The following is a 21,394-nucleotide window of genomic DNA, read 5'->3' as shown; positions in this document are numbered from 1 at the left end:
CTCCATCTGTTCGATGGGTGCAAAATGACCAACGGATGAAACTAGATCGATGACCTATCGACGCAAATTTGATATCGTCATAATATGGAACTTCGCCACCTTCGCCATTTTCTTGCTGTCGCTGACGAGTTGCACATGGGCCGTGCCGCCGAGCGGCTGGGCATGGCGCAGCCGCCACTCAGCCAATCGATCGCTCGGCTCGAAAAAGAACTGGGAGTGCGGCTGTTCGACCGGGCGAACCGGCGTATGGCGCTTACCCGCGCTGGCACCGCTTTCATCGACGAAGCCCGATCATCGGTGCTGCACGCGGACGCCGCCTTCGCGCTGGCCAGATCGGCCGAGAATGGCGCTGCCGGCGAGATCAGGATCGGCTTCGTCTCAGCCGCGCTTTATGAGTATCTACCCCGACGGTTGGCACAACTGCGGCGAAGCCTCCCAGGCATCAAGCCGAAGCTCTTGGAACTCTCTACCAATGACCAGTTGGTGGCCTTGAGCGACGGCACGATCGACATCGGCATCGCGCACCCACCTCTCGGTACGGGAGAGCGATTGGACGTGATGGAATTGCCGCTAGAAGCGAGCATCGCGGTGTTGCCGGAAGATGGGAAGGATACAGGTGTCAGCTTGGCTGAGCTGGCCGAACATGGGCTGATCCTCTTCCCCGAAGCTCAAGGGCCGGTGCTGCATGCGCGCCTCCTCGATTGCTTTACGAGCGCTGGCGTCGAAGTGAAGATCGTGCAGGAAGCCACCCGCGCTCTGACCATGCTCTCGCTGGTGTCAGCGGGCTTGGGAGCGGCCGTGCTGCCGCAATCTATCCGCCGCCTGACCTTCGAAGGAGTTCGCTACGCCGAAATTACGGATGCGAAGCTTCCGTCTCTTTCCCTTGCCTTGATCGCCCGGCGTAGAGCGCGGCCTCCAATTGTGGGGCGGGTCTGGGGTATATTCACAAAGTCTGCCACAGAGATCGTGCAGTAGCGTCACAACCCCAATCCCGTTGCGCCGCCTTTCCGGTCGAATTGGGGACCGCTCCAGCACGGCGGTTGCCTCAGTTCGCGGGACCGCCACTGTCGCCACCTATGACGTATAGTAGGAGAAGGCTTAGCCAGCAGGCGTCCAGGACGATGGAGATCGGCGACCATTCTCCGCCTAAGAAGGATGGTGCGGGTGGTCGGAATCGAACCGACACGCCTTTCGGAACCGGATTTTAAAGGGAGGCGCGTTTACTGAATGCTTCCTTCTTGTGACGAGCCAACCCTTTTCGAGCCCGTTCAGCAGCGCCAGTTCGCTTCTATGCTGCACCTACGGGTCAGGGAAAACCCGCCGATGTGTACGCCATTCCCCGCAAATACCGCACAGCATCTCGAGAGGGCTTCCAGTATCAACATCTATCGGTCTCAATCGCTCCGGCAACGTAGGAGATTGAGATGGCAAAACTTGAAGCTACGCAAATCCGAAAAACAATCCGGCGGCAGCAGTTGCGTGAAATGGTGCCGATGGCCGATAGCACTATTTATGAAATGGAACAGCGCGGCGAATTTCCCCGGCGGTTCGCGCTCTCGCCACGTTGCATCGTGTGGGATCTGGCCGAGGTCGAGGCTTGGCTGATCGCACGACGGACCGCCCCAATCCGTCGTGCGCAGCACCCCGACGTCACTAAGCGCAAATCCCGTCCGGTCAGAGAGCGGGATCAAGCTCCATCAAATTTATAGTTGCAGGCATTAGTGTGGGGGTATGCCTGCGACCTTCCGCCCAAGCGTCCACTGTATCCGCCCATTCCTGCATCATATGCCGGCGCTGCACCTCGTATTCCGCCTTGTTGTAGACGCCGCGAGAAGATCGCCCATCCTCGTGCGCCAAGCACTTTTCGATCCAGTCGCGATTGAAACCCAACTCATTGAGTAGGGTCGATCCAGTTCGCCGCAGGTCGTGTACCGTGAATGGTTCGAGCGGCAGCCCATCTTCTTTGGCCTGCTCCACAACTGAATAAGTGACCCGATTGAACGTCGCTCGAGACATTGGAGCGTCCGCATCGTAGCGCGAAGGTAGTAGATACCGGGAGTTGCCGGCGCAGGTCCTGAGCGCAATCATTATGTCGAGAGTCTGGCGGCAGAGATAGACGTTGTGCGCCTTCGACCGCTTCATTCGCTCCTTGGGAATCGTCCAAACGGCGTTCTCGAAATCGACCTCATCCCACACCGCGTCCTGCAGTTCGCTCTTGCGCACCATCGTCAGCAAGAAGAGCCGCATTCCGAGCCGGATCGTCGGCAACGTCGCGACCTTTTCCAGCTCTTTCAACATCACTCGAATTTCCGCAGGCGACAGCGCCCGATCCTTCGGCGCGAACGTCGCGATCGATGCTGGTCCGACGTCATCGGCCGGATTGGCCACCTTCTCGCCGTGCAAAATCGCGAAGCCGTAGATCTGCTTCAGGATATCCCGGACATGGATCGCCGTCGCTGGCGCGCCGCGATCGACAATCTTTCCGCATTGCGCGCGAAGATCGTCCGGCGTGATTTCGGTGAGAAGGCGGTTGCGCCAAACCGGCAATAACTCTCGTTCGAAGATGGAACGACGCATTGCTCGGGTACTGTCGGCCATCGGCGCGTTCACCAACCATTTTTCGCCGAACTCGCCGAAGCTCTTCGCTTCCTTGATACGACGCTTCTCGCGCTGCTTCTCAATGGCCGGTGAACGGCCCTCACTAATCGCACGCCGCGCGTCCAGGCACAACTCCCGGGCTCGGGCCAGCGAGATTCCATCTCGCCCGTATTTGCCCAGGTAGACCGTCTCGCGTCGACCATTAAGCCGGTAGTCCAACCTGAACGAGAGCGCACCAGATGGCGCGACGCGCACATACATGCCGTCGCGGTCCGTCACCTTGTACATTTTCTCTTTGGGTTTCAGCGCTTTGATCGCTGCATCCGTCAACATGCTATGCCACCTCCAAAAAAGTACCGTCGCGCGGTTTTGGGGGGCTCTCGTCGGAAAAGTCTGCGTATTGTCAGCAGCTTAGCGTCAAAAAAGTACCGTCAGGAGCCTCATCTCCCTTGACGGTACTTTCAAATTTCGTCGCGATCAATATGGCCAAGGCCCGTCAACGGGGCCGACAGCCGCGATCTCTGCCCACCGATAGGCATCGATAGATGTCGACAGGAATATTTATTTTTATCAGTGGGTTAGATCATATTTTAGCGTGGTTTTGGATATGCCCGGATAGGCAAAAATCACTCCCATTCGATCGTGCCCGGCGGCTTGGACGTCACGTCGTAGACGACGCGGTTCACGCCCTTCACCTCGTTGACGATCCGCGTCGCCACCCGGCCGAGGAAGGCCATGTCGAACGGGTAGAAATCTGCCGTCATGCCGTCCACCGAGGTCACCGCGCGCAGGCCGACCACATAGTCATAGGTGCGGTAGTCGCCCATCACGCCGACCGTCTTCACCGGCAGGATCACCGCGAAGGCCTGCCAGATCTGGTCGTAGAGCCCGCCGCGGCGGATCTCCTCGAGATAGACCTCGTCGGCGAGGCGCAATATGTCCAGCTTCTCGCGGGTGATCTCGCCCGGGCAGCGGATCGCCAGGCCCGGCCCCGGGAACGGGTGGCGGCCGACGAACACCTCCGGCAGGCCGAGCTCGCGGCCGAGCGCGCGCACCTCGTCCTTGAACAGCTCGCGCAGCGGCTCGACGAGCTTCATGTTCATCCGCGCGGGCAGGCCGCCGACATTGTGGTGGCTCTTGATCGTCACCGACGGGCCGCCGGTGAAGCTCACGCTCTCGATCACGTCCGGGTAGAGCGTGCCCTGGGCGAGGAAAGCGGCGCCACCGATCTTCTTCGCCTCGGCCTCGAACACGTCGATGAACAGCTTGCCGATGGTCTTGCGCTTCACCTCGGGGTCGGTGACGCCCTCCAGCGCCTTGAGGAACATCTCCTCGGCGTCCACATGCACCAGCGGGATGTTGTAGCTGTCGCGGAACAGCGTCACTACCTTCTGCGCCTCGCCGAGGCGCAGAAGGCCGTGGTCGACGAACACGCAGGTCAGCTGGTCGCCGATCGCCTCGTGGATCAGCACCGCCGCCACCGACGAGTCCACGCCGCCCGACAGGCCGCAGATGACCTTCTCGGTGCCGACCTGCTCGCGGATGCGCTTGATCGCCTCCTCGCGGAAGGCCTTCATCGTCCAGTCCGACTTCAGCCCGACGATATTGTGCACGAAATTGGCGAGCAACTTGCCGCCATCCGGCGTGTGCACCACCTCGGGGTGGAACATGGTGGTGTAGTATTGCCGGCCCTCGTCGGCGGCGATGGCGAAGGGCGCGTTCTCCGAGGTGGCGATGACGCTGAAGCCCTCGGGAAGCTTGGTCACCCGGTCGCCATGGCTCATCCACACCGGGTAGCGCTTGCCGACCTCCCAGATGCCGTCGAACAGCGGGCTCGCCGCCTTGATCTCGACATCGGCGCGGCCGAACTCGGCGGCATGGCCTCCCTCGACGACGCCGCCCAGCTGGGTGGCCAGCGTCTGCTGGCCGTAGCAGATGCCGAGGATCGGCACGCCGCTGTCGAACACCGCCTGCGGGGCGCGCGGGCTGCCCTCGCGAATGACCGAATCCGGGCCGCCGGAGAAGATCACCCCCTTCGGCTTCAGCCGCTCGAACGCCTCATTGGCGTTCTGGAAGGGGTGGATCTCGCAATAGACGCCGGTCTCGCGCACGCGCCGCGCGATGAGCTGCGTGACCTGCGAGCCGAAATCGATGATGAGCAGGGTGTCGTGGGTGGGGGTGTCAGCGGTCTGGGTCATGGCGGGCTTCTAATCGCTGTCCTGTGTCACGTCCACAATCAAAGGCACTTCCGCAAAAGGCACTTTCGCCGTCACACCGTGCGGGCGAGCAGGCTGACGAAGAAGCCGTCGGTGCCGGTGCGCCGCGGCGTCAGCAGCAGGCCCTCCGCGCTCGCCAGCGCCGCCTGCTTCAGGCGGATGCCGCGCTCGCCGAGCGCCAGCACGGTCTCGTCCGGCGGCACGACGGCAAAATCGGGGTGGCGGGCGAGGAAGGCCCGCACCTGCCCGCCATTCTCCTCGTCGAGCAGCGAGCAGGTCACATAGGCGATGCGCCCGCCCGGCTTGACGAAGCGGGCGGCGGCGTCGAGCACCTCGGCTTGGTCCTTCTGCCGCTCGGCGAGGGCGCCGGGCCGCATGCGCCACTTGGCGTCCGGGTTGCGGCGCCAGGTGCCGGTGCCGGTGCAGGGCGCGTCGACCAGCACGAGGTCCATGCGGGCTTCGAGATCGGCGAGCACGTCGGTGGCGCCGCGCGGCGTGCGCACCTGCACGTTGCGCACCCCGGCGCGCTGCAGGCGCTCATGGATCGGCGCCAGGCGGCGCATGTCGCTGTCATAGGCGTAGAGCTGGCCGGCATTGTCCATCAGCGCCGCCAGTTCCAGCGTCTTGCCGCCGCCGCCGGCGCACAGGTCCAGCACCTGCCCGCCGCGCGGCGGGGCGGCGAGGATGGCGGCGATCTGCGAGCCCTCATCCTGGATCTCCACCTGCCCCTTGATGAAGGCCGGCTCGGCGGTCAGCGCGTGCGCCTTGCCGTCGACCTCGAAGCCGATGCGCAGGGCGAGCGGCGACCAGTCGGTGGCGGCCGGGTTGAGGTGCGCCAGCGCCTCGGTCGCCTTCTCCGGCGCGGCCTTCAGCGTGTTGACGCGCAGGTCGAGCGGCGCCCGCTCGGCGAGCGCCTGCCCCTCGGCCGCCCGCGCCTCGCCGAACACCGCGGCGAGCGAGGCGTCGAGCCATTCGGGATAGTCGCCGGCGACCGGCGCCGGGGCGCCGTCGAGGCTGCCGGCCTCCAGCCTGGCGCGCTCCTCGTCAGTGAGCGGCGCCGGCCCGAAGCGCGAGCCGTCGCACAGCGCGGCGATGGCCTCGACATCGAGGCCGCGCGCCAGCTTCAGCGCGCCGAGCGCCAGCGCCCGCCCCTCCTCCGCACCCATCAGATACGCGGCCGAGGCCCTGCGGCGCTCGACGTCATAGACCAGCGCCGCGATGGCCGCCCGGTCGCCGGAACCGGCGAAACGGTGGCCGCGCCCCCACTCCTTCAGCACCTCGGAGGCGGGGCGCCGGTCGGCGGCGATGGTGTTGACGATGTCGATGGCGGCGGCGAGGCGCGCGGCAGGGGTCATGTTACGATCCGACACTCACGGCACGATCGGCGCGACGAGGATGGAGAGGGCGAAAAGCAGCCACATCGCCATCAGCACGAGGACGCCGACGAAGAACAGGGAAAAGCGCGGCCCGACGAGATTCGGACCGCAATGGATGCCGGCATGCACCCAGCGGCTGGCGACGAAGATCCAGGCGAGGACGATATAGAGAAAATCGGCCTTGCGCGTCACCAGCACCAGCACGCTCAGCACATAGAACAGCACCGGCACTTCGAACTGGTTGCGGAAGCAGCTCGACGCCTGCCGCACCGCCACCGGCCAGACCCGCTCGTCGCCGGTGACCGCTCCTTCGCGATCGGCGACCAGCCCGGCCTTCACCGCCCGCCACCGCAGGACGCCGAGCCGGATGAGCACCGCGAAAGTGAGCAATACCATCGCGAAGACCGGCATCAGGATCGCGGCATAGGTCATGGCGTCGGAGGCCCCCGAAGCTGCGGATGGCCGCCGGGAAACCGGTTCCCGGCGGCGCGTTCGTCAGGTCCGCGAGGGGTAGTTCGGGCTCTCGCGGGTGATGGTCACGTCGTGGACATGGCTCTCGCGCAGGCTGGCGCCGGAGATGCGCACGAACTGCGCCTTCTCGCGGAACTCGGCGAGCGTGCCGCCGCCGACATAGCCCATGGCGGCGCGCAGGCCGCCGGCGAGCTGGTGCAGCACGCCGGAGGCCGGGCCCTTGTAGGGAACCTGGCCCTCGATGCCTTCCGGCACCAGCTTCAGCGTGTCCTTCACTTCCGCCTGGAAGTAGCGGTCCGCCGAGCCGCGCGCCATGGCGCCGACCGAACCCATGCCGCGATACGACTTATAGGAGCGGCCCTGGTAGAGATAGACCTCGCCGGGGCTCTCGTCGGTACCGGCCAGCAGCGAGCCGATCATGGCGCATTCGGCGCCGGCGGCCAGCGCCTTGGCGAGGTCGCCGGAGAACTTGATGCCGCCATCGGCGATCACCGGCGTGTCCAGCTTGCTGGCCTGCTCGACGGCATCGAGGATGGCGGTGAACTGCGGCACGCCGACGCCGGCGACGATGCGGGTGGTGCAGATCGAGCCCGGACCGATGCCGACCTTCACCGCGTCGGCGCCGGAATCGATCAGCGCACGGGCGCCCTCCCCGGTGGCGACGTTGCCGGCGAGGATCTGCACCTTGTTGGAGAGCTGCTTGATGCGGCTCACCTGGTCGAGAACCTTGCGGGAATGCCCGTGGGCGGTGTCGACCACCACCAGGTCGACGCCGGCATCGACCAGAAGCTCGGTACGGTGGAAGCCGTCCTCGCCCACCGTGGTGGCGGCGGCGACGCGCAGGCGACCCTGCTCGTCCTTGGTGGAGTTGGGATTGGCGACCGCCTTCTCGATGTCCTTCACCGTGATGAGGCCGACGCAGCGATGGTCGTCGTCCACCACCAGCAGCTTCTCGATCCGGTACTGGTGCAGCAGCTTCTTGGCTTCCGCCTGCTCGACGCCTTCGTTGACGGTGATGAGCCGGTCCTTGGTCATCAGCTCGGCGACCGGCTGGTTGGGATGGGTGGCGAAGCGCACGTCGCGGTTGGTGACGATGCCGACCAGCTTGCCGCCGCGCCCGTTCGGCCCGCGCTCGACCACCGGGATGCCGGAGATGGAGTGCAGCTTCATCAGCGCCAGCGCGTCGGCCAGCGTCTGGTCGGGGTGGATGGTGACGGGGTTCACCACCATGCCGCTCTCGAACTTCTTCACCTGCCGCACATGCTCGGCCTGCACCTCGGGGTCGAGGTTACGGTGGATGACGCCGAGGCCGCCGGCCTGCGCCATGGCGATGGCCATGCGCGATTCGGTCACGGTGTCCATCGCCGAGGACAGGATGGGCAGGTTGAGCAGGATCGAGCGTGTCACCCGCGAGCGGATATCAACCTGACCGGGCATCACATCGGACAGGCCGGGCTTCAGCAGGACATCGTCGAATGTAAGCGCTTCCCGCGCGAGGCCGTCGATCACCGGCATCGCCAACTCCCGATTTGGGGCAGGCGGAAAGACCCGCATGTGCCCGATGGATGGATGGTCAAAGCGACACGGGCACCAAGGTCGCCCGCTCTCTCCGAGTTGGCGAGGGCTCATACCATGGCATGGTCGCCATTCCTAGCGGTCTCGCTCTGTGCGAAACGCATTGCCGCCCCGCGTCGAGCCGCCCTTGCGCATTGCAATGACGAAGACGCGAGATGACGAAACGGCACACTCGCGGGACGACAACCTAGCGTCTATAGAGACGTGCCTGCTAGCCGATCCGACTGGTCAAGACGGATAAAGTGACGTGCGCCCCGAACGTCTCGTCCCGCTCATCGTCGCCTGCGCGCTGTTCATGGAACAGCTCGATTCGACGGTGATCTCCACCTCGCTGCCGGCGATCGCCGCCGATCTGCACGAGGACCCGATCTCGCTGAAGCTGGCGCTCACCTCCTACCTGCTCAGCCTGGCGGTGTTCATCCCGGCCAGCGGCTGGTTCGCCGACCGCTTCGGCTCGCGCACGGTGTTCCGCGCCGCCATCGTCGTGTTCACCACCGGATCGCTGCTCTGCGGGCTTGCCACCTCGCTGCCGGACTTCGTGATCTACCGCATCATCCAGGGCATGGGCGGGGCGATGATGGTGCCGGTCGGGCGGCTGGTGATCCTGCGCACCGTGCCCAAGGGCGAGCTCGTCTCGGCGCTGGCCTGGCTGACCGTCCCGGCCCTGCTCGGCCCGGTGCTCGGCCCGCCGATCGGCGGCTTCATCACCACCTATTTCGACTGGCGCCTGATCTTCTTCCTCAACATCCCGATCGGCATGGTCGGCGTGGTGCTCGCCAGCCTGTTCATCCCGGACATCCGCGAGGAGGACGTGGCGCCGTTCGACCTGCACGGCATGCTGATGTCGAGCGTCGGCCTCGCCGGTCTCGTCTTCGGCTTCGCGCTGCTGGGCCAGCACGCGGTGGCGCCGTGGATCGCGCTGACGGTGATCGCGGTCGGCGCCGTCGCCATGACCTTCTATGTGCGCCACGCGCGGCACACCGACCGGCCGATCCTCGACCTGACGCTGTTGAAGGTTCCGACCTTCTTCGCCGGTGTGGTCGGCGCCTCGCTGTTCCGCATCGGCATCGGCGCCCTGCCCTTCCTGCTGCCGCTGATGCTGCAGCTGGGCTTCGGCATGACGCCCTTCGCCTCGGGCATGATCACCTTCGCCTCCGCCGCCGGCGCCATGACGATGAAGCTGACCGCGGCGCCGATCATCCGCGCCTTCGGTTTCCGCCGGGTGCTGATCGTCAATTGCGTGATCGCCTCGGCCTTCATCGGCATCTCCGCCTTCTTCCGGCCGGACATGCCGCATCTCATCCTGATCGGCGCGCTGCTGTTCGGCGGCTTCTTCCGCTCGCTGCAATTCACCAGCACCAATGCGCTGTCCTATGCCGACATCTCCAACGAGGCGATGAGCCGGGCCACCAGCTTCGCCAGCGTGGCGCAGCAGGTGTCGATCTCCACCGGCGTCGCGGTGGCGGCGCTGATCCTCGACGGCATGCGCACATGGCGCGGCGACGGCACCATCCAGCTGGGGGATTTCAGCGTGGCGTTCACCGTCATCGCGCTGATCGCGGTGTGCTCGGTGTTCTTCTATCTGCGCCTGCCGGACGATGCCGGCGCCGAGCTGGCGCGTAAGCCCGGCAGCAAGCCGGCCGCGCCCACCGAGGCGCCGGGCGAGATGGGCAGCACCGCCTGACCGCCTGAAGCGTCAGTTCTCGCTGTCGTCGCCGTCCTCGTCCCGGCCGTCCTCGTCCCGGCCGGTCTCGTTCTGGCGCCCGCGGAAGCCGGTCGCCACCACATAGAGTTCGGCCGAATCCGCCCGGCTCGCCTGCGGCTTCACATGGCGCACGGTGGCGAAGTTGCGCTTGAGCTCGGCGAGCAGCTCGTTCTCGGTGCCGCCCTGGAACACCTTGGCGACGAAGCCGCCGCCCGGCGCCAGCACCTGCCGGGCGAAATCGATGGCGAGCTCGACGAGCCCGACGATCCGCAGATGGTCGGTCGCCCGGTGACCGGTGGTGTTGGCGGCCATGTCGGACAGCACGAGGTCGGCCTCGCCGCCGAGCATCTGCTTCAGCTGCGCGGGCGCCTCGTCCTTGAGGAAGTCGAGCTGGGCGAAATCGACGCCGGCAATGGGGTCGATCTCCAGCAGATCGATGGCCACCACCTTGCCGCGGCCTTCCTCGGCCTTCACCGCCTTCGCCGCCACCTGGCTCCAGCCGCCCGGCGCCGCGCCGAGATCGACCACCCGCAGGCCGGGGCGCAGCAGCTTGGCCTTCTCGTCGATCTCGATCAGCTTGAAGGCCGCGCGGGACCGCCACCCTTCCCGCTTGGCGCGCGCCACATAGGGATCGTTCAGCTGCCGCTGCAGCCATTTCTGCGACGACGAGGACAGCGAGCGCGCCTTCTTCAGCCGCACCTTCAGCGGCCGTGCCTCGCCACGGGTCGCCCCCGGTCCCTTTCCCGGTACGCGCTCACTCATCGATAGGCTCCGCTACGCCAGACGCGGTCGGCTCGCATGAGCTCGACCAGAATGCCTTCCCGCAGGCCACGATCGGCGACGCGAAGACGGTCACAAGGAAAGGCGCGGCGCACGGCTTCGAGAATCGCGCAGCCCGCCAGTACCAGATCGGCCCGCTCGGCGCCGATGCAGGGATTGGCGACGCGCTCGGAGAACGGCATGGCCAGCAGCCGGTCCACTACGCCGCACACCTGCGGCGCGTCGAGCCAGGTGCCGTCGACCTGCGAGCGGTCATAGCGCGGCAGGTCGAGATGCACGCCGGCGATGGTGGTGACGGTGCCCGACGTGCCCAGAAGGTGCAGCCGGCCGCAATCATGCGGGCCGACTGCCTTTACGAAGCCGTCGAGATGCGGGCGGAACTCGTTCACCATCGCCTCGAAGCCGTCGCGCGTCACCAGCACGCCGCCATGCCGCTCCGCCACGGTGACGACGCCGAGCGGCACCGACACCCAGGCACGGATGATCGCCGCCGGCGGGCCGCCGTCGCGGGTTTCCACCCGGTCGAGCCAGACCACCTCGGTCGAGCCGCCGCCGATGTCGAACAAGAGCGCGCCATCCGAGGACGGGTCGACCAGCGGGGTGCAGCCGGCGGCCGCGAGGCGCGCCTCGGTTTCGCGGTCGACGATCTCCAGCTTGAGGCCGGTCTCCGCCTCGACGCGGGCGATGAAGGCGTCGCCATTGGCGGCCGAGCGGCAGGCCTCGGTGGCGATGAGCCGCTGGCCGGCGATACGGCGCACCGACAGTTTGGAGGCGCAGACGCCGAGCGCCTCGACGGCGCGGTTCATCGCCGTCTCGCCCAGCCGCCCCGAGCCGATCAGGCCCTCGCCGAGGCGCACGATTCGCGAGAAGGCGTCGACGACGCGAAAGCCGCCCGAGGTCGGGCGGGCGACCAGCAGGCGGCAATTATTGGTGCCAAGATCGAGCGCGGCATAGCAGGCTTCCGCCGGTTGCCGGTCGCCGGCCGGTCCGTCGCCGCGCCGTCCGTGCCAGGGGCGCGAGCGATGACGCGCATGCGCCGCCTCCTCCCTGCACGACCACTCGGCCGGCCGGAGATCTGCCGGTTTGTGGGTCTCGTCGACCATTGTTCTGTCCCCGGCCGAAGCCGATCAGCCGGCCGCCGGCACGAAGCGGCAGCTCGGCTCAGTTTCATGAGTTGCATGAAATGTAGCATCGGAGCCGGCATGCGCAATGTGGTTGATGGCAATGCGCTGCGGACAGCCTCGCCGACGCGTCGACGCGGCGGGACGATCGCACCCCTCGACTGCAACGGAAGGTTGAGGCACGAGCGGCCCCAACAAATGGATATAGGTAGAACTGCCGATAGAATTCGCCCTCTCGAACCGAACGAATCCCCTATTAGATTGAGAGTAAAGTCGCCATTGCTGCACTAGCGAACCAAATTCCGCACCGCCGAAGCAAGCGATTTAATTATACGGAATTTGAAATTTCACCTCGCAATCCGCTCCGTTCTGACTAGGCTACCTCCTAGCAAGATCGATTGTGTGCGGACTACATGGCACGGAAAATGGCGGGATGCGCCGTTACTGATGTCTGATCAACCCGCGAACGGGCGGAATCGCCTCCCCTGCATGACGAGGTAAACTATGGCAAACGGGTCAGCCGGCAAACTGTCCCTCTTCTCGCTCACCGCCATGGTGATCGGCTCGATGGTCGGCGCCGGCATCTTCAACCTGCCCGGCCGTTTCGCCACCGCCACCGGCCCCTTCGGCGCCATCATCGCCTGGGCCGTCGCGGGCACCGGCATGTACATGCTGGCACGGGTGTTCCAGGCCCTGGCGGCGCGACGGCCCGACATCGATTCGGGTGTGTTCGCCTACGCCAAGGCCGGCTTCGGCGACTATATGGGCTTCCTGTCGGCCTTCGGCTACTGGCTCGGCAGCTGCCTCGGCAACGTGTTCTACTGGGTGCTGATCGGCTCGACGCTGGGGCGCTTCTTTCCCGAACTCTTCGGAGACGGGTCGAGCGCCATCGCCATCATCGTGTCGCTGGCCGGCATCTGGGCGTTCCACTTCATGATCCTGCGCGGCGTCGAGCAGGCGACCTTCATCAACACCGTCGTCACCGTCGCCAAGATCGTGCCGCTGATCGTCGCGGTCCTCGCCTTCGTGTTCTTCTTCAACTACACGCAGTTCTCGGAGAACTTCTTCGGCGGCGTCGGCATGCCGGAAAAGACGCTGCTGGCGCAGGTGCGTGACACCATGCTCATCACCATCTTCGTGTTCCTCGGCATCGAGGGCGCCAGCGTCTATTCGCGCTATGCCAAGACGCGCTCGGACGTCGGCTCGGCCACCATTCTCGGCTTCGTCGCCGTCACCGGGCTGATGGTGGCGGTCACCCTGCTGCCCTTCGCCACCGCGCCGCGTGCGGCGATCGCGGGAGTGTCGAACCCCTCGCTCGCCGGCGCGCTGGAACTGGTCGTCGGGCACTGGGGCGCGGTGTTCATCTCCATCGGCGTGCTGGTCTCGGTGCTCGGCGCCTATCTCGCCTGGTCGCTGATCTGCGCGGAAGTGCTGTTCGCCGCCGCCAAGTCGAGCGACATGCCGAAGCTGTTCGCGGCGCAGAACCGCAACCGGGTGCCGGCCAACGCGTTGTGGCTGACCAACATCGTCGTCTCGCTGTTCGTCATCTCGACCTACTGGTCGCGCGACGCCTTCAACATCATGCTCGACATGACCAGCGTGACCGCGCTGCTGCCCTATCTCTTGGTGGCGGGCTACGGCGTGCTGCTGGCGCGCAGCGGGGTCGGCTATGAGGGGGTCGAGAACAAGCGCGGGCGCGACCAGATCTTCGCCTGGATCGCCGTCGTCTACACGCTGTTCATGTTCGTCGCCGCCGGCCTGAAATACGTGCTGCTGGTGGCGGTGCTCTATATCCCCGGCACCATCCTCTATTTCTGGGCGCGGCGCGAGCAGCGGGCGCAGCTGTTCACGCCCGCCGAACTGATCATCTTCGGCGTCACGCTGGTCGCCGGGCTCGCCGGCGTCTACGGCCTCGCCACCGGCCTCATCACTCCCTGACAAGAACAGGCACCAAAGGAGCCCCCCATGGAAACCCCCTTCGGCGTTCACTCCGAGGTCGGCCAGCTGCGCAAGGTGATGGTCTGCGCACCCGGGCGCGCGCATCAGCGCCTCACCCCGAGCAATTGCGACGCCCTCTTGTTCGACGACGTCCTGTGGGTCGACGTCGCCAAGCGCGACCATTTCGACTTCATCAACAAGATGCGCGAGCGCGGCATCGAGGTGGTGGAGATGCACAACCTGCTCACCGAGACGGTCGCCATCCCGGAAGCCAGGAAATGGATTCTCGATCATCAGGTGGTGCCGAACACCATCGGCCTCGGCTTCGTCGACGAGGTGCGCTCCTATCTCGACGGCCTGCCCAATCGCCAGCTCGCCGAGACGCTGATCGGCGGCCTGTCCACCTTTGAATTCCCCGAGACCATCGGCGGCGACACGCTGGCGCTGATCCGCGACGCCGCCGGCGTCAACGAGTACCTGCTGCCGCCGCTGCCCAACACGCTCTACACCCGCGACACCACCTGCTGGATCTATGGCGGCGTAACGCAGAACCCGCTCTACTGGCCGGCGCGGCATGAGGAGACCATCCTCACCTCGTCGATCTACAAGTTCCACCCCGACTTCGCCGGCAAGGTGAACGTCTGGTGGGGCGACCCCACCAAGGACTGGGGCCTCGCCACGCTGGAGGGCGGCGACGTCATGCCGATCGGCAAGGGCAACGTGCTCATCGGCATGAGCGAGCGCACCTCGCGCCAGGCGATCAGCCAGCTTGCCGGCGCGCTGTTCGCGCAGGGTGCCGCCGAGCGGGTCATCATCGCCGCCATGCCCAAGCTGCGCGCGGCGATGCATCTCGATACGGTGTTCACCTTTGCCGACCGCGACTGCGTGTTGCTCTATCCCGATATCGTCGACAAGATCGAATGCTTCTCCTACCGCCCGGACGGCAAGGGCGGCATCGAGCTGTCCAAGGACAAGGGGCTGGTCGAGACGGTGCGTGAGGCACTCGGCCTCAAGGAAATCCGCGTCGTCGAGACCGGCGGCAACGACTATATGCGCGAGCGCACCCAGTGGGATTCCGGCGCCAACCTCGTCTGCGCCTCGCCGGGCGTGGTGTTCGCCTATGATCGCAACACCTACGCCAACACCCTGCTGCGCAAGGCCGGCATCGAGGTCATCACCATCGACGGCTCCGAGCTCGGGCGCGGGCGCGGCGGCGGCCATTGCATGACCTGCCCGATCATCCGCGACGCCGTGGATTTCTGAGCGTAAGAGACATCGGCGAGGGGGACGGTGCGGCAGCCCGCACCGTCCCCCTCTTCTTTGCACATTGTTCTCCGCAAGCGAGTGCCAGCCGGAATGAGCCAGCCGACGGAACAGAAATTCGCGCTGCCGACCCTGACGGCCATGGTGGTCGGTTCGATGGTCGGCGCCGGCATCTTCTCCCTGCCGCAGACCTTCGGGCGCGTCACCGGCGGGCTCGGCGCGCTGATCGCCTGGGGAATCGCCGGCGGCGGCATGCTGATGCTGGCCTTCGTGTTCCAGACGCTGTCGCGGCGCCAGCCGGACCTCGACGCCGGCGTCTATGCCTATGCCAAGGCCGGCTTCGGCAATTATCTCGGCTTCCTCTCGGCGCTCGGCTACTGGACGGTGTGCTGCCTCGGCAACGTCTCCTACTGGGTGCTGATCAAGTCGACGCTCGGCGCTCTGTTCCCCATCTTCGGCGACGGCAACACCGTGGCGGCGGTCGCGATCTCCTCGGTCGGCGTGTGGGTAGTGCATTTCCTGATCCTGCGCGGGGTGCGCGAGGCGGCGTTCATCAACACCGTCGTCACCGTGGCGAAGATCATCCCGATCCTGATCTTCCTCGTCTTCGTCGGCGTCGGCTTCAAGGCGGACATCTTCGCCGCCAATTTCCACGGCGGGCCGGGGCTGGAAGCCGAGGGCCTGTTCACCCAGGTGCGCGGCACCATGCTGGTGACGGTGTTCGTCTTCGTCGGCATCGAGGGCGCCAGCGTCTATTCCCGCTACGCCCGGCGGCGCGAGGATGTCGGCCTCGCCACGCTGCTCGGCTTCCTCGGCGTTCTGTGCCTGCTGGTGCTGGTGACGATGCTGTCCTACGGCGTGATGCTGCGCCCGGACCTCGCCGCGCTGCGCAATCCCTCCATGGCCGGCGTGCTGCAGGCGGTGGTCGGGCGATGGGGCGCGGTGTTCATCAGCGTCGGCCTCATCGTATCGGTGCTGGGCGCCTATCTCTCCTGGTCGCTGCTGGCGGCGGAGGTGCTGTTCTCGGCGGCGAAGATGCAGAGCATGCCGGCCTTCCTGACGGCGGAGAACCGCAACAAGGTGCCGTTCGCCGCGCTGTGGCTGACCAACAGCCTGATCCAGCTTTTCCTCATCCTGACGCTGTTCGCCGAGCAGGCCTTCCTGCTGGCGCTGAAGCTCACCTCGTCGATGATCCTGCTTCCCTACCTGCTCACCGCTGCCTATGCGCTGAAGCTGGCCTGGCAGGGCGGCATCTACGTGCTGGAGCCGAGGGGACGCGGCGCCGACCTCGTCCGGGCGGCGCTCGCGACGCTCTATGCCGCCGGGCTGGTCTATGCCGGCGGGCTGAAGTTCCTGCTGCTGTCGCTGGTGATCTATGTGCCGGGCACGGTGCTGTTCGTCCTCGCCCAGCGGGAGCGCGGCCAGCCGGTGTTCACGCGGGCGGAGACGCTGCTGTTCGCCACCGCCGCCGCCGGCGCGGTGCTGGCGGTCTACGGGCTGGCGACCGGGCGCATCGGCGTGTGAGGGCGGCGCGGCAGGCGCTGTGGCCGATGGTCGATGATCCCGCTCCCGCCCGCCGCTACCGGCAGTCGAACACGTCGCGGTTTTCGGTGGCGAAGGCGATGAAACGGCTGATCAGTGCGATGCCGGCGAACTCGCGGCGCCAGATCATCCAGGCCTTGCGGGCGAAGGGGGTGCCGTCGGCATTGTCGAGCGGCATCGTATAGAGCCGGTCCGACCGATCGACGAATTTCGGCGACAGGAAGATGCCGTAGCCGAGGCCGTTGGCGATCATCTCCAGGCAGGTGTCGCCATGATTGGCCCGCATGCCGATCAGCATCGGCGCGGCGAAATGGCTGTGCCACCAGTCCTGTAGCAGCCGCTTGGCGAACGGGTCGCTGAGATAGGAGATTTGCGGCGTCGCCGGCAGCTCCGCCAGCTCGATCTTCTCGCGATTGACCAGGCAGGCCTGCTCCTGACCGATCAGCATGCGCTCGAAATGGCCGTCGAAGTCGCCATAGATGAAGCCGACATGCACCCGCCCGTCCTCGACCAGCTTGACGATGTCGGCACTGACGCCGGTCGAGATGTCGAAGGTCACGTCGGGGCTGCTCGCCCGGTAGCGCTTCAGGCAGGGCGGCAGCGTGTAGCGCGCGAAGGAATTGGTGACGCCGAGCCGGATAGTCCCGGCGCGGTCGCCGAAGCTCATCAGCTGCGTGCGGATCTCGCCGAAATGCGCCAGCACCTTGTCGGCCTCGCGGGCGAGATATTCGCCCTCCGGGGTGAAGGCGACGCCCTTCTGCGTGCGCACCACCAGCTGCACGCCGAAATCGCGCTCGATCGCCTGCAGCCGCTTCGACAGCGCCGGCTGGGTCATGGCGAGGCGGTCCGCCGCCCGGGTGATGTTGGCGGTGCGGTGCAGCTCCAGAATGATCTTGCAGGTGGTCTCGTCCATCGTCCCGACTGCGCCGCCGCTGCGTCAGCCATTCCATTTTGGAATGGAGAACCATGAGAGATCGCAATTTTACACGTGCGTCAAGCTCGCTTACGACTCATCGGAATAACAAGACCTCGGCGCCATGTGTGACCGGGCCGGCGACTGCCTCCCAGGCATTCGCCAGCGGGAGATGGCAGTAGCGCCAATATCCGTTTCGAGCATGGAACTATATGCCGTGCCCCTTGGGCGCGGATGGGCCCTTATTGTTGAAGCAGAGCCGACGTCGCCATGATCTATCATCATCTGTACTCCAAGTTCGCCAAGAAGGACGAGGTGCGCGTCGGCGTGATCGGCGCCGGCAATTACGGCACCGCCATCGTCACCCAGGATCCCTACACGCCGCGCATGACCGTCGTCGCGGTGGCGGATCTCTCGCTGGAAGTGGCGCGCGGCGCCTATGAGAAGGCCGGCTTCGCGCCCGACGCCCTCGCCTATTGCGCCACCGCGGCGGAAGCCGAGGCGGCCATCGCCGCCGGCAAACGGGTCTATACCGACCAGCCGGCGCTGGTGGGCGACATCCCGGCGGTGGATATCGTCTGCGAGAGCACCGGCGTGCCGGAGGCCAGCACCATCTACGCCCTGCAGGCGATCGGCAACGGCAAGCACGTCGCCATGATCACCAAGGACTGCGACGTCACCGTCGGGCCGATGCTGAAGAAGCTGGCGACCGAGGCGGGCGTGGTCTACACGCCGGTCGACGGCGACCAGCACGGCCTGCTGATCCAGTTCTACGAATGGGCGAAGTCCATCGGCCTCACCGTGCTCAGCGGCGGCAAGGCCACCGATGGCGAGTTCGTCTATGACGACGTCGCCGGCACGGTGACGATCAAGACCGACAAGAAGATCCACGCCCCCTATGTCGAGACCATCGAGGTCGCTCCCGAGGACCGCCAATATCTCGGCATGATCCCGGCCGGAAAGGCCGCGGAGTACATCGCCAAGCGGGTCGAAATCCTCTCGCGCCTGCCGCAGCCCGGCGCCTACGACCTCTGCGAGACCACGGTGGCGGCGAACTATACCGGCCTCGCCCCGGCGGTCGACACGCTCTATCACGCGCCGCTGCGCATCACCGAGATCCCGGTCGCCTATTGCGAGCGCGAGAATGGCGGCATCTTCGACGGCGCCGGCGTCATCGACCTCGCCACCTGCTTGCGCGACCCGGTCGAATCCGGCCTCGGCGGTGGCGTGTTCCTGGTCGTGCGCTGCGACAACGCCTATTCCAACCACGTGCTGACCACCAAGGGACAGATCGCCAATGCCGACAACAGCGCGGCGGTGATCTACCGGCCCTACCATCTGTGCGGCGTAGAGACCTCCAGCACCATCCTGGTCGCCGGCCTGCTGGGCCTCGACACCGGGTCGGACGATTACCGGCCGCGCTTCGACCTGATCAAGGTCGCCAATCGCGACATCAAGGCCGGCGAGGCGTTCGGCAACGACCACAGCCCGCAGCTCACCGCCCGCATCGTGCCCGCCTTGCCGGTCGCGCCCGGCAACGCCGCCGCCGCGCATCTGATCACCGGCAACCGCGCCAGCGTCGATATCCCCAAGGGCACCACCATCACCTACGACATGGTCGAGGAGCCCGCCGGCTCGCTATTGTGGCAGACCCGGCGGCAGCAGGACGCCACCTTCCTCGCCTGACACGGCAATCAACCCGATCGATCACCTCACTGAACAACAAAAGACTGGGAGGAAAGCATGCTGCTGACCCTGCTTGCCTGGGGAACGGTCATCGTCTTCATGACGCTGATCCTCACCAAGAAGATGCACCCCTTCACCGCCATCGTGCTGATCCCGGTGCTGTTCGCCTTCGTCGGCGCGCTGCTCGGCCTCTACGAGGCGCCCACCGCCAAGACGCTGAAGATCCCGGTCGAAAGCGTCACCATGTGGGACCAGATCTCGGTCCTCGGGCTGTGGGTGAAGCAGGGGCTGACCAAGACCTCGGGAACGGCGTTCATGCTGTTCTTCGCCATCTTCTTCTTCTCGCTGATGCTCAATGTCGGGCTGTTCGACCCGCTCACCAAGAAGGTCGTACAGCTCGCCAAGGGCGATCCCTTGAAGGTGCTGGTGGCGACCAGCGTGCTCGCCACCGTGGTCTCGATGAGCGGCGACGGCACCACCACCACGCTGATCTGCTGTACCGCGCTGATCCCGGTCTACCAGAAGCTCAACCTCAAGATGATGCATCTGGGCGTGCTGCTGATCCTGCAGAACACCATCCTCAACCTGCTGCCGTGGAGCGGGCCGACCGCCCGCGTCATCGCGGTGATCGAAGGCATCGACGTGCAGGCTCTGCTCATGGCGCTGCTGCCGGGCATGGTGCTGGGCAGCCTGTTCGTCACCGCCGGCGCCTATTGGCTTGGTCTGCAGGAGCGGCGGCGCCTCGGCGTGCAGCATCTCAGCGACGCCGACATCGAGGCGATCTTCGCCGTGCACACCAGCGACGAGGACGCGCTGAAGCGCCCGCAATTCGCACTGATCAACGGCATCCTGACCTTCGCGGTGCTGGCCTCGCTGATCTCCGGCGTGTTCGATCCGGTCTTCACCTTCCTCGTCGGCACGGTGGTGGCGCTCGTCATCAACTACGAGACGCTGGCGCAGCAGAAGGACCGCATCTACGCCAATTCCGGCGAGGTGCTGCAGACGGTGATCATGGTGATCGGCGCCGGCGTGTTCATGGGCCTGTTCACCAATTCGGGCATGTCCGACTCGCTGGCCTCCAGCCTCGTCCACATCGTGCCGCCGGCGCTGGGCGATTTCTGGGGCCTGATCGTGGTGCTGATCTCGGCGCCGGGCGGCTTCTTCCTGTCCAACGACGCCTTCTTCTACGGCGTGCTGCCGCCGCTGGTGGAAGCCGGCAAGGTCTACGGCTTCACGCCGTTCCAGATCGGCTTCGCCTCGCTGCTCGGCCAGGCCTTCCACATGCTGAGCCCGCTGACCGCCTTCATCTACCTGCTGCTCAGCATGACCGGCCTCGACATGGGCGAATGGCAGAAGGCCTGCTTCCCCTGGTGTCTGGCGCTGTTCGGCATCTTCATCGTCTGCGCCGTGCTGCTGGGCGTGGTGCCGCTCTATCGCTGAGCCTGCGCTCCACCTGACCAACGATGCCGGCGGTCGCTGCCGCCGGCATCGCCTTCTCCGGACCACCATCCACGTCCGGCAAACCGGCGAGATTCTCATGACGGCACGCCCTCGCATCGTCCTCCTCCATGCCACCCCGGTGGCGATGGAACCCGTGCAGCAGGCTTTCGCGGCCGGCTGGCCGGAGGCGGAGACGGTGAACCTGCTCGACGATTCGCTCTCCATCGACCGCGCCGCGACGCCCGATCTCCCCGAGGAGATGACGCAGCGCTTCCTCGCCCTCGGCCGCTATGCCGCCCGTATCGGCGCCGACGGCGTGCTGGTCACCTGCTCGGCCTTTGGCCCGGCGATCGAGCGGCTGGCGGCGGAGATGCCGGTTCCGGTGCTGAAGCCGAACGAGGCGATGTTTCGCGCCGCCATCGCCAGCGGCCGGCGGATCGGCATGCTCGCCACCTTCGCCCCGGCGGTGCCGACCATGACCGAGGAATTCACCGACTTCGCGGCGCAGGCCGGTACCGACGCCAGCCTCGACACCCTCGTCGTCGCCGACGCCATCGACCGGCTGCGCGCCGGTGACGCGAGCGCCCACAACGCGCTCGTCGCCGCACGCGCGCCCGACCTCGCCGGCCATGACGCGATCATGCTGGCGCAATTCTCCACCGCCCGCGCCGCCGAGGCGGTACGCGCCGCGGTCGATGTGCCGGTGTTCACCGCCCCCGAGGCGGCGGTGGCGCGCCTGCGCCAGCTGATCGAGAACGCAGGGAGCTGAA

At 66.1% G+C, this 21,394-nt stretch carries 17 protein-coding genes; 9 read left to right on the top strand and 8 right to left on the bottom strand.

The window, feature by feature from the left end:
- Nucleotides 1-84: 84 nt before the first annotated feature.
- Together KHC28_RS17175 and KHC28_RS17170 are read left to right on the top strand one after the other, a co-directional pair.
- The gene (locus KHC28_RS17175; protein ID WP_214009561.1) at nt 85-975 is read left to right on the top strand and encodes a LysR substrate-binding domain-containing protein; all 891 of its coding nucleotides are present in this window, start codon (nt 85-87) and stop codon (nt 973-975) included.
- A gap of 449 nt (nt 976-1,424) precedes the next feature.
- Complete coding sequence (locus KHC28_RS17170; protein WP_214009560.1) at nt 1,425-1,709, top strand: helix-turn-helix transcriptional regulator; 285 nt, start codon at nt 1,425-1,427, stop codon at nt 1,707-1,709.
- Here KHC28_RS17170 and KHC28_RS17165 read toward each other — a convergent pair.
- The 5 genes from KHC28_RS17165 to guaB form a co-directional block, all read right to left on the bottom strand.
- A complete protein-coding gene (locus KHC28_RS17165; protein ID WP_214009559.1) occupies nt 1,675-2,931 on the bottom strand; it encodes a tyrosine-type recombinase/integrase in 1,257 nt (418 codons plus the stop codon). The two genes, KHC28_RS17170 and KHC28_RS17165, sit on opposite strands and share 35 nt — an antisense overlap.
- A 293-nt stretch (nt 2,932-3,224) precedes the next feature.
- A complete protein-coding gene (gene guaA, locus KHC28_RS17160; protein WP_214009558.1) occupies nt 3,225-4,796 on the bottom strand; it encodes a glutamine-hydrolyzing GMP synthase in 1,572 nt (523 codons plus the stop codon).
- A 71-nt stretch (nt 4,797-4,867) separates the two neighbouring features.
- Nucleotides 4,868-6,169 (bottom strand): RsmB/NOP family class I SAM-dependent RNA methyltransferase, encoded by a 1,302-nt coding sequence (locus KHC28_RS17155; protein WP_214009557.1) that lies wholly within the window; start codon nt 6,167-6,169, stop codon nt 4,868-4,870.
- Nucleotides 6,170-6,184: 15 nt separating this feature from the next.
- The gene (locus tag KHC28_RS17150; RefSeq protein WP_214009556.1) at nt 6,185-6,622 is read right to left on the bottom strand and encodes an MAPEG family protein; all 438 of its coding nucleotides are present in this window, start codon (nt 6,620-6,622) and stop codon (nt 6,185-6,187) included.
- 63 nt (nt 6,623-6,685) lie between these two features.
- Nucleotides 6,686-8,176 carry an IMP dehydrogenase gene (gene guaB / locus KHC28_RS17145; protein ID WP_214009555.1) on the bottom strand — a complete coding sequence of 497 codons (1,491 nt, stop codon included), beginning with the start codon at nt 8,174-8,176 and terminating at the stop codon, nt 6,686-6,688.
- Nucleotides 8,177-8,483: 307 nt separating this feature from the next.
- On the opposite strand from guaB, the gene KHC28_RS17140 reads away from it, so the two are divergent.
- On the top strand, nt 8,484-9,920 hold the full coding sequence (locus KHC28_RS17140; RefSeq protein WP_214009554.1) for an MFS transporter: 1,437 nt from the start codon (nt 8,484-8,486) through the stop codon (nt 9,918-9,920).
- A 12-nt stretch (nt 9,921-9,932) separates the two neighbouring features.
- Here the strand turns inward: KHC28_RS17140 and KHC28_RS17135 are convergent, their stop codons facing one another.
- Both KHC28_RS17135 and KHC28_RS17130 read right to left on the bottom strand, forming a co-directional pair.
- Nucleotides 9,933-10,703 carry an RlmE family RNA methyltransferase gene (locus KHC28_RS17135; RefSeq protein WP_214009553.1) on the bottom strand — a complete coding sequence of 257 codons (771 nt, stop codon included), beginning with the start codon at nt 10,701-10,703 and terminating at the stop codon, nt 9,933-9,935.
- The gene (locus tag KHC28_RS17130) at nt 10,700-11,824 is read right to left on the bottom strand and encodes a Ppx/GppA phosphatase family protein (protein WP_214009552.1); all 1,125 of its coding nucleotides are present in this window, start codon (nt 11,822-11,824) and stop codon (nt 10,700-10,702) included. Before KHC28_RS17130 ends, KHC28_RS17135 begins: the two co-directional genes overlap by 4 nt.
- A gap of 522 nt (nt 11,825-12,346) precedes the next feature.
- On the opposite strand from KHC28_RS17130, the gene KHC28_RS17125 reads away from it, so the two are divergent.
- From KHC28_RS17125 to KHC28_RS17115, 3 genes are all read left to right on the top strand, one after another.
- A complete protein-coding gene (locus tag KHC28_RS17125) occupies nt 12,347-13,780 on the top strand; it encodes a basic amino acid/polyamine antiporter (protein ID WP_214009551.1) in 1,434 nt (477 codons plus the stop codon).
- Between the two features lie 27 nt (nt 13,781-13,807).
- Nucleotides 13,808-15,043, top strand: coding sequence for an arginine deiminase (locus tag KHC28_RS17120; protein WP_214009550.1), 1,236 nt, complete (start codon nt 13,808-13,810; stop codon nt 15,041-15,043).
- Between the two features lie 93 nt (nt 15,044-15,136).
- Entirely contained in the window at nt 15,137-16,567 is a 1,431-nt protein-coding gene (locus KHC28_RS17115; RefSeq protein WP_214009549.1) for a basic amino acid/polyamine antiporter, read from the top strand.
- A 55-nt stretch (nt 16,568-16,622) separates the two neighbouring features.
- On the opposite strand, the gene KHC28_RS17110 is transcribed toward KHC28_RS17115, so the two are convergent.
- Nucleotides 16,623-17,498, bottom strand: a complete 876-nt coding sequence (locus KHC28_RS17110; protein ID WP_214009548.1) for a LysR family transcriptional regulator — start codon at nt 17,496-17,498, stop codon at nt 16,623-16,625.
- A gap of 270 nt (nt 17,499-17,768) precedes the next feature.
- On the opposite strand from KHC28_RS17110, the gene KHC28_RS17105 reads away from it, so the two are divergent.
- The 3 genes from KHC28_RS17105 to KHC28_RS17095 all read left to right on the top strand — a co-directional run bounded on the left by KHC28_RS17105 (nt 17,769) and on the right by KHC28_RS17095 (nt 21,393).
- The gene (locus KHC28_RS17105; protein ID WP_214009547.1) at nt 17,769-19,184 is read left to right on the top strand and encodes an NAD(P)H-dependent oxidoreductase; all 1,416 of its coding nucleotides are present in this window, start codon (nt 17,769-17,771) and stop codon (nt 19,182-19,184) included.
- 57 nt (nt 19,185-19,241) lie between these two features.
- A complete protein-coding gene (locus KHC28_RS17100; RefSeq protein WP_214009546.1) occupies nt 19,242-20,624 on the top strand; it encodes a CitMHS family transporter in 1,383 nt (460 codons plus the stop codon).
- A 97-nt stretch (nt 20,625-20,721) separates the two neighbouring features.
- Nucleotides 20,722-21,393: an aspartate/glutamate racemase family protein gene (locus tag KHC28_RS17095; protein WP_214009545.1), complete on the top strand. Its 672-nt coding sequence runs from the start codon at nt 20,722-20,724 to the stop codon at nt 21,391-21,393.
- Nucleotide 21,394: the final 1 nt, after the last annotated feature.

The sequence above is a fragment of the Ancylobacter sonchi genome (genome assembly GCF_018390695.1).
GTDB classification, from domain to species: Bacteria; Pseudomonadota; Alphaproteobacteria; order Rhizobiales; family Xanthobacteraceae; genus Ancylobacter; species Ancylobacter sonchi.
Note: the sequence above shows the minus strand (reverse complement) of the source record. Positions and strands in the feature narration are given on the sequence as shown.

What these genes read in the sequence shown, in the direction of transcription:
- KHC28_RS17175 (WP_214009561.1), top strand. Translation starts at nt 85, where the DNA reads ATGGAACTTCGCCACCTTCGCCATTTTCTTGCTGTCGCTGACGAGTTG.
- KHC28_RS17170 (WP_214009560.1), top strand. Translation starts at nt 1,425, where the DNA reads ATGGCAAAACTTGAAGCTACGCAAATCCGAAAAACAATCCGGCGGCAG.
- KHC28_RS17165 (WP_214009559.1), bottom strand. Translation starts at nt 2,931, where the DNA reads ATGTTGACGGATGCAGCGATCAAAGCGCTGAAACCCAAAGAGAAAATG.
- guaA (WP_214009558.1), bottom strand. Translation starts at nt 4,796, where the DNA reads ATGACCCAGACCGCTGACACCCCCACCCACGACACCCTGCTCATCATC.
- KHC28_RS17155 (WP_214009557.1), bottom strand. Translation starts at nt 6,169, where the DNA reads ATGACCCCTGCCGCGCGCCTCGCCGCCGCCATCGACATCGTCAACACC.
- KHC28_RS17150 (WP_214009556.1), bottom strand. Translation starts at nt 6,622, where the DNA reads ATGACCTATGCCGCGATCCTGATGCCGGTCTTCGCGATGGTATTGCTC.
- guaB (WP_214009555.1), bottom strand. Translation starts at nt 8,176, where the DNA reads ATGCCGGTGATCGACGGCCTCGCGCGGGAAGCGCTTACATTCGACGAT.
- KHC28_RS17135 (WP_214009553.1), bottom strand. Translation starts at nt 10,703, where the DNA reads ATGAGTGAGCGCGTACCGGGAAAGGGACCGGGGGCGACCCGTGGCGAG.
- KHC28_RS17130 (WP_214009552.1), bottom strand. Translation starts at nt 11,824, where the DNA reads ATGGTCGACGAGACCCACAAACCGGCAGATCTCCGGCCGGCCGAGTGG.
- KHC28_RS17125 (WP_214009551.1), top strand. Translation starts at nt 12,347, where the DNA reads ATGGCAAACGGGTCAGCCGGCAAACTGTCCCTCTTCTCGCTCACCGCC.
- KHC28_RS17120 (WP_214009550.1), top strand. Translation starts at nt 13,808, where the DNA reads ATGGAAACCCCCTTCGGCGTTCACTCCGAGGTCGGCCAGCTGCGCAAG.
- KHC28_RS17115 (WP_214009549.1), top strand. Translation starts at nt 15,137, where the DNA reads ATGAGCCAGCCGACGGAACAGAAATTCGCGCTGCCGACCCTGACGGCC.
- KHC28_RS17110 (WP_214009548.1), bottom strand. Translation starts at nt 17,498, where the DNA reads ATGGACGAGACCACCTGCAAGATCATTCTGGAGCTGCACCGCACCGCC.
- KHC28_RS17105 (WP_214009547.1), top strand. Translation starts at nt 17,769, where the DNA reads ATGATCTATCATCATCTGTACTCCAAGTTCGCCAAGAAGGACGAGGTG.
- KHC28_RS17100 (WP_214009546.1), top strand. Translation starts at nt 19,242, where the DNA reads ATGCTGCTGACCCTGCTTGCCTGGGGAACGGTCATCGTCTTCATGACG.
- KHC28_RS17095 (WP_214009545.1), top strand. Translation starts at nt 20,722, where the DNA reads ATGACGGCACGCCCTCGCATCGTCCTCCTCCATGCCACCCCGGTGGCG.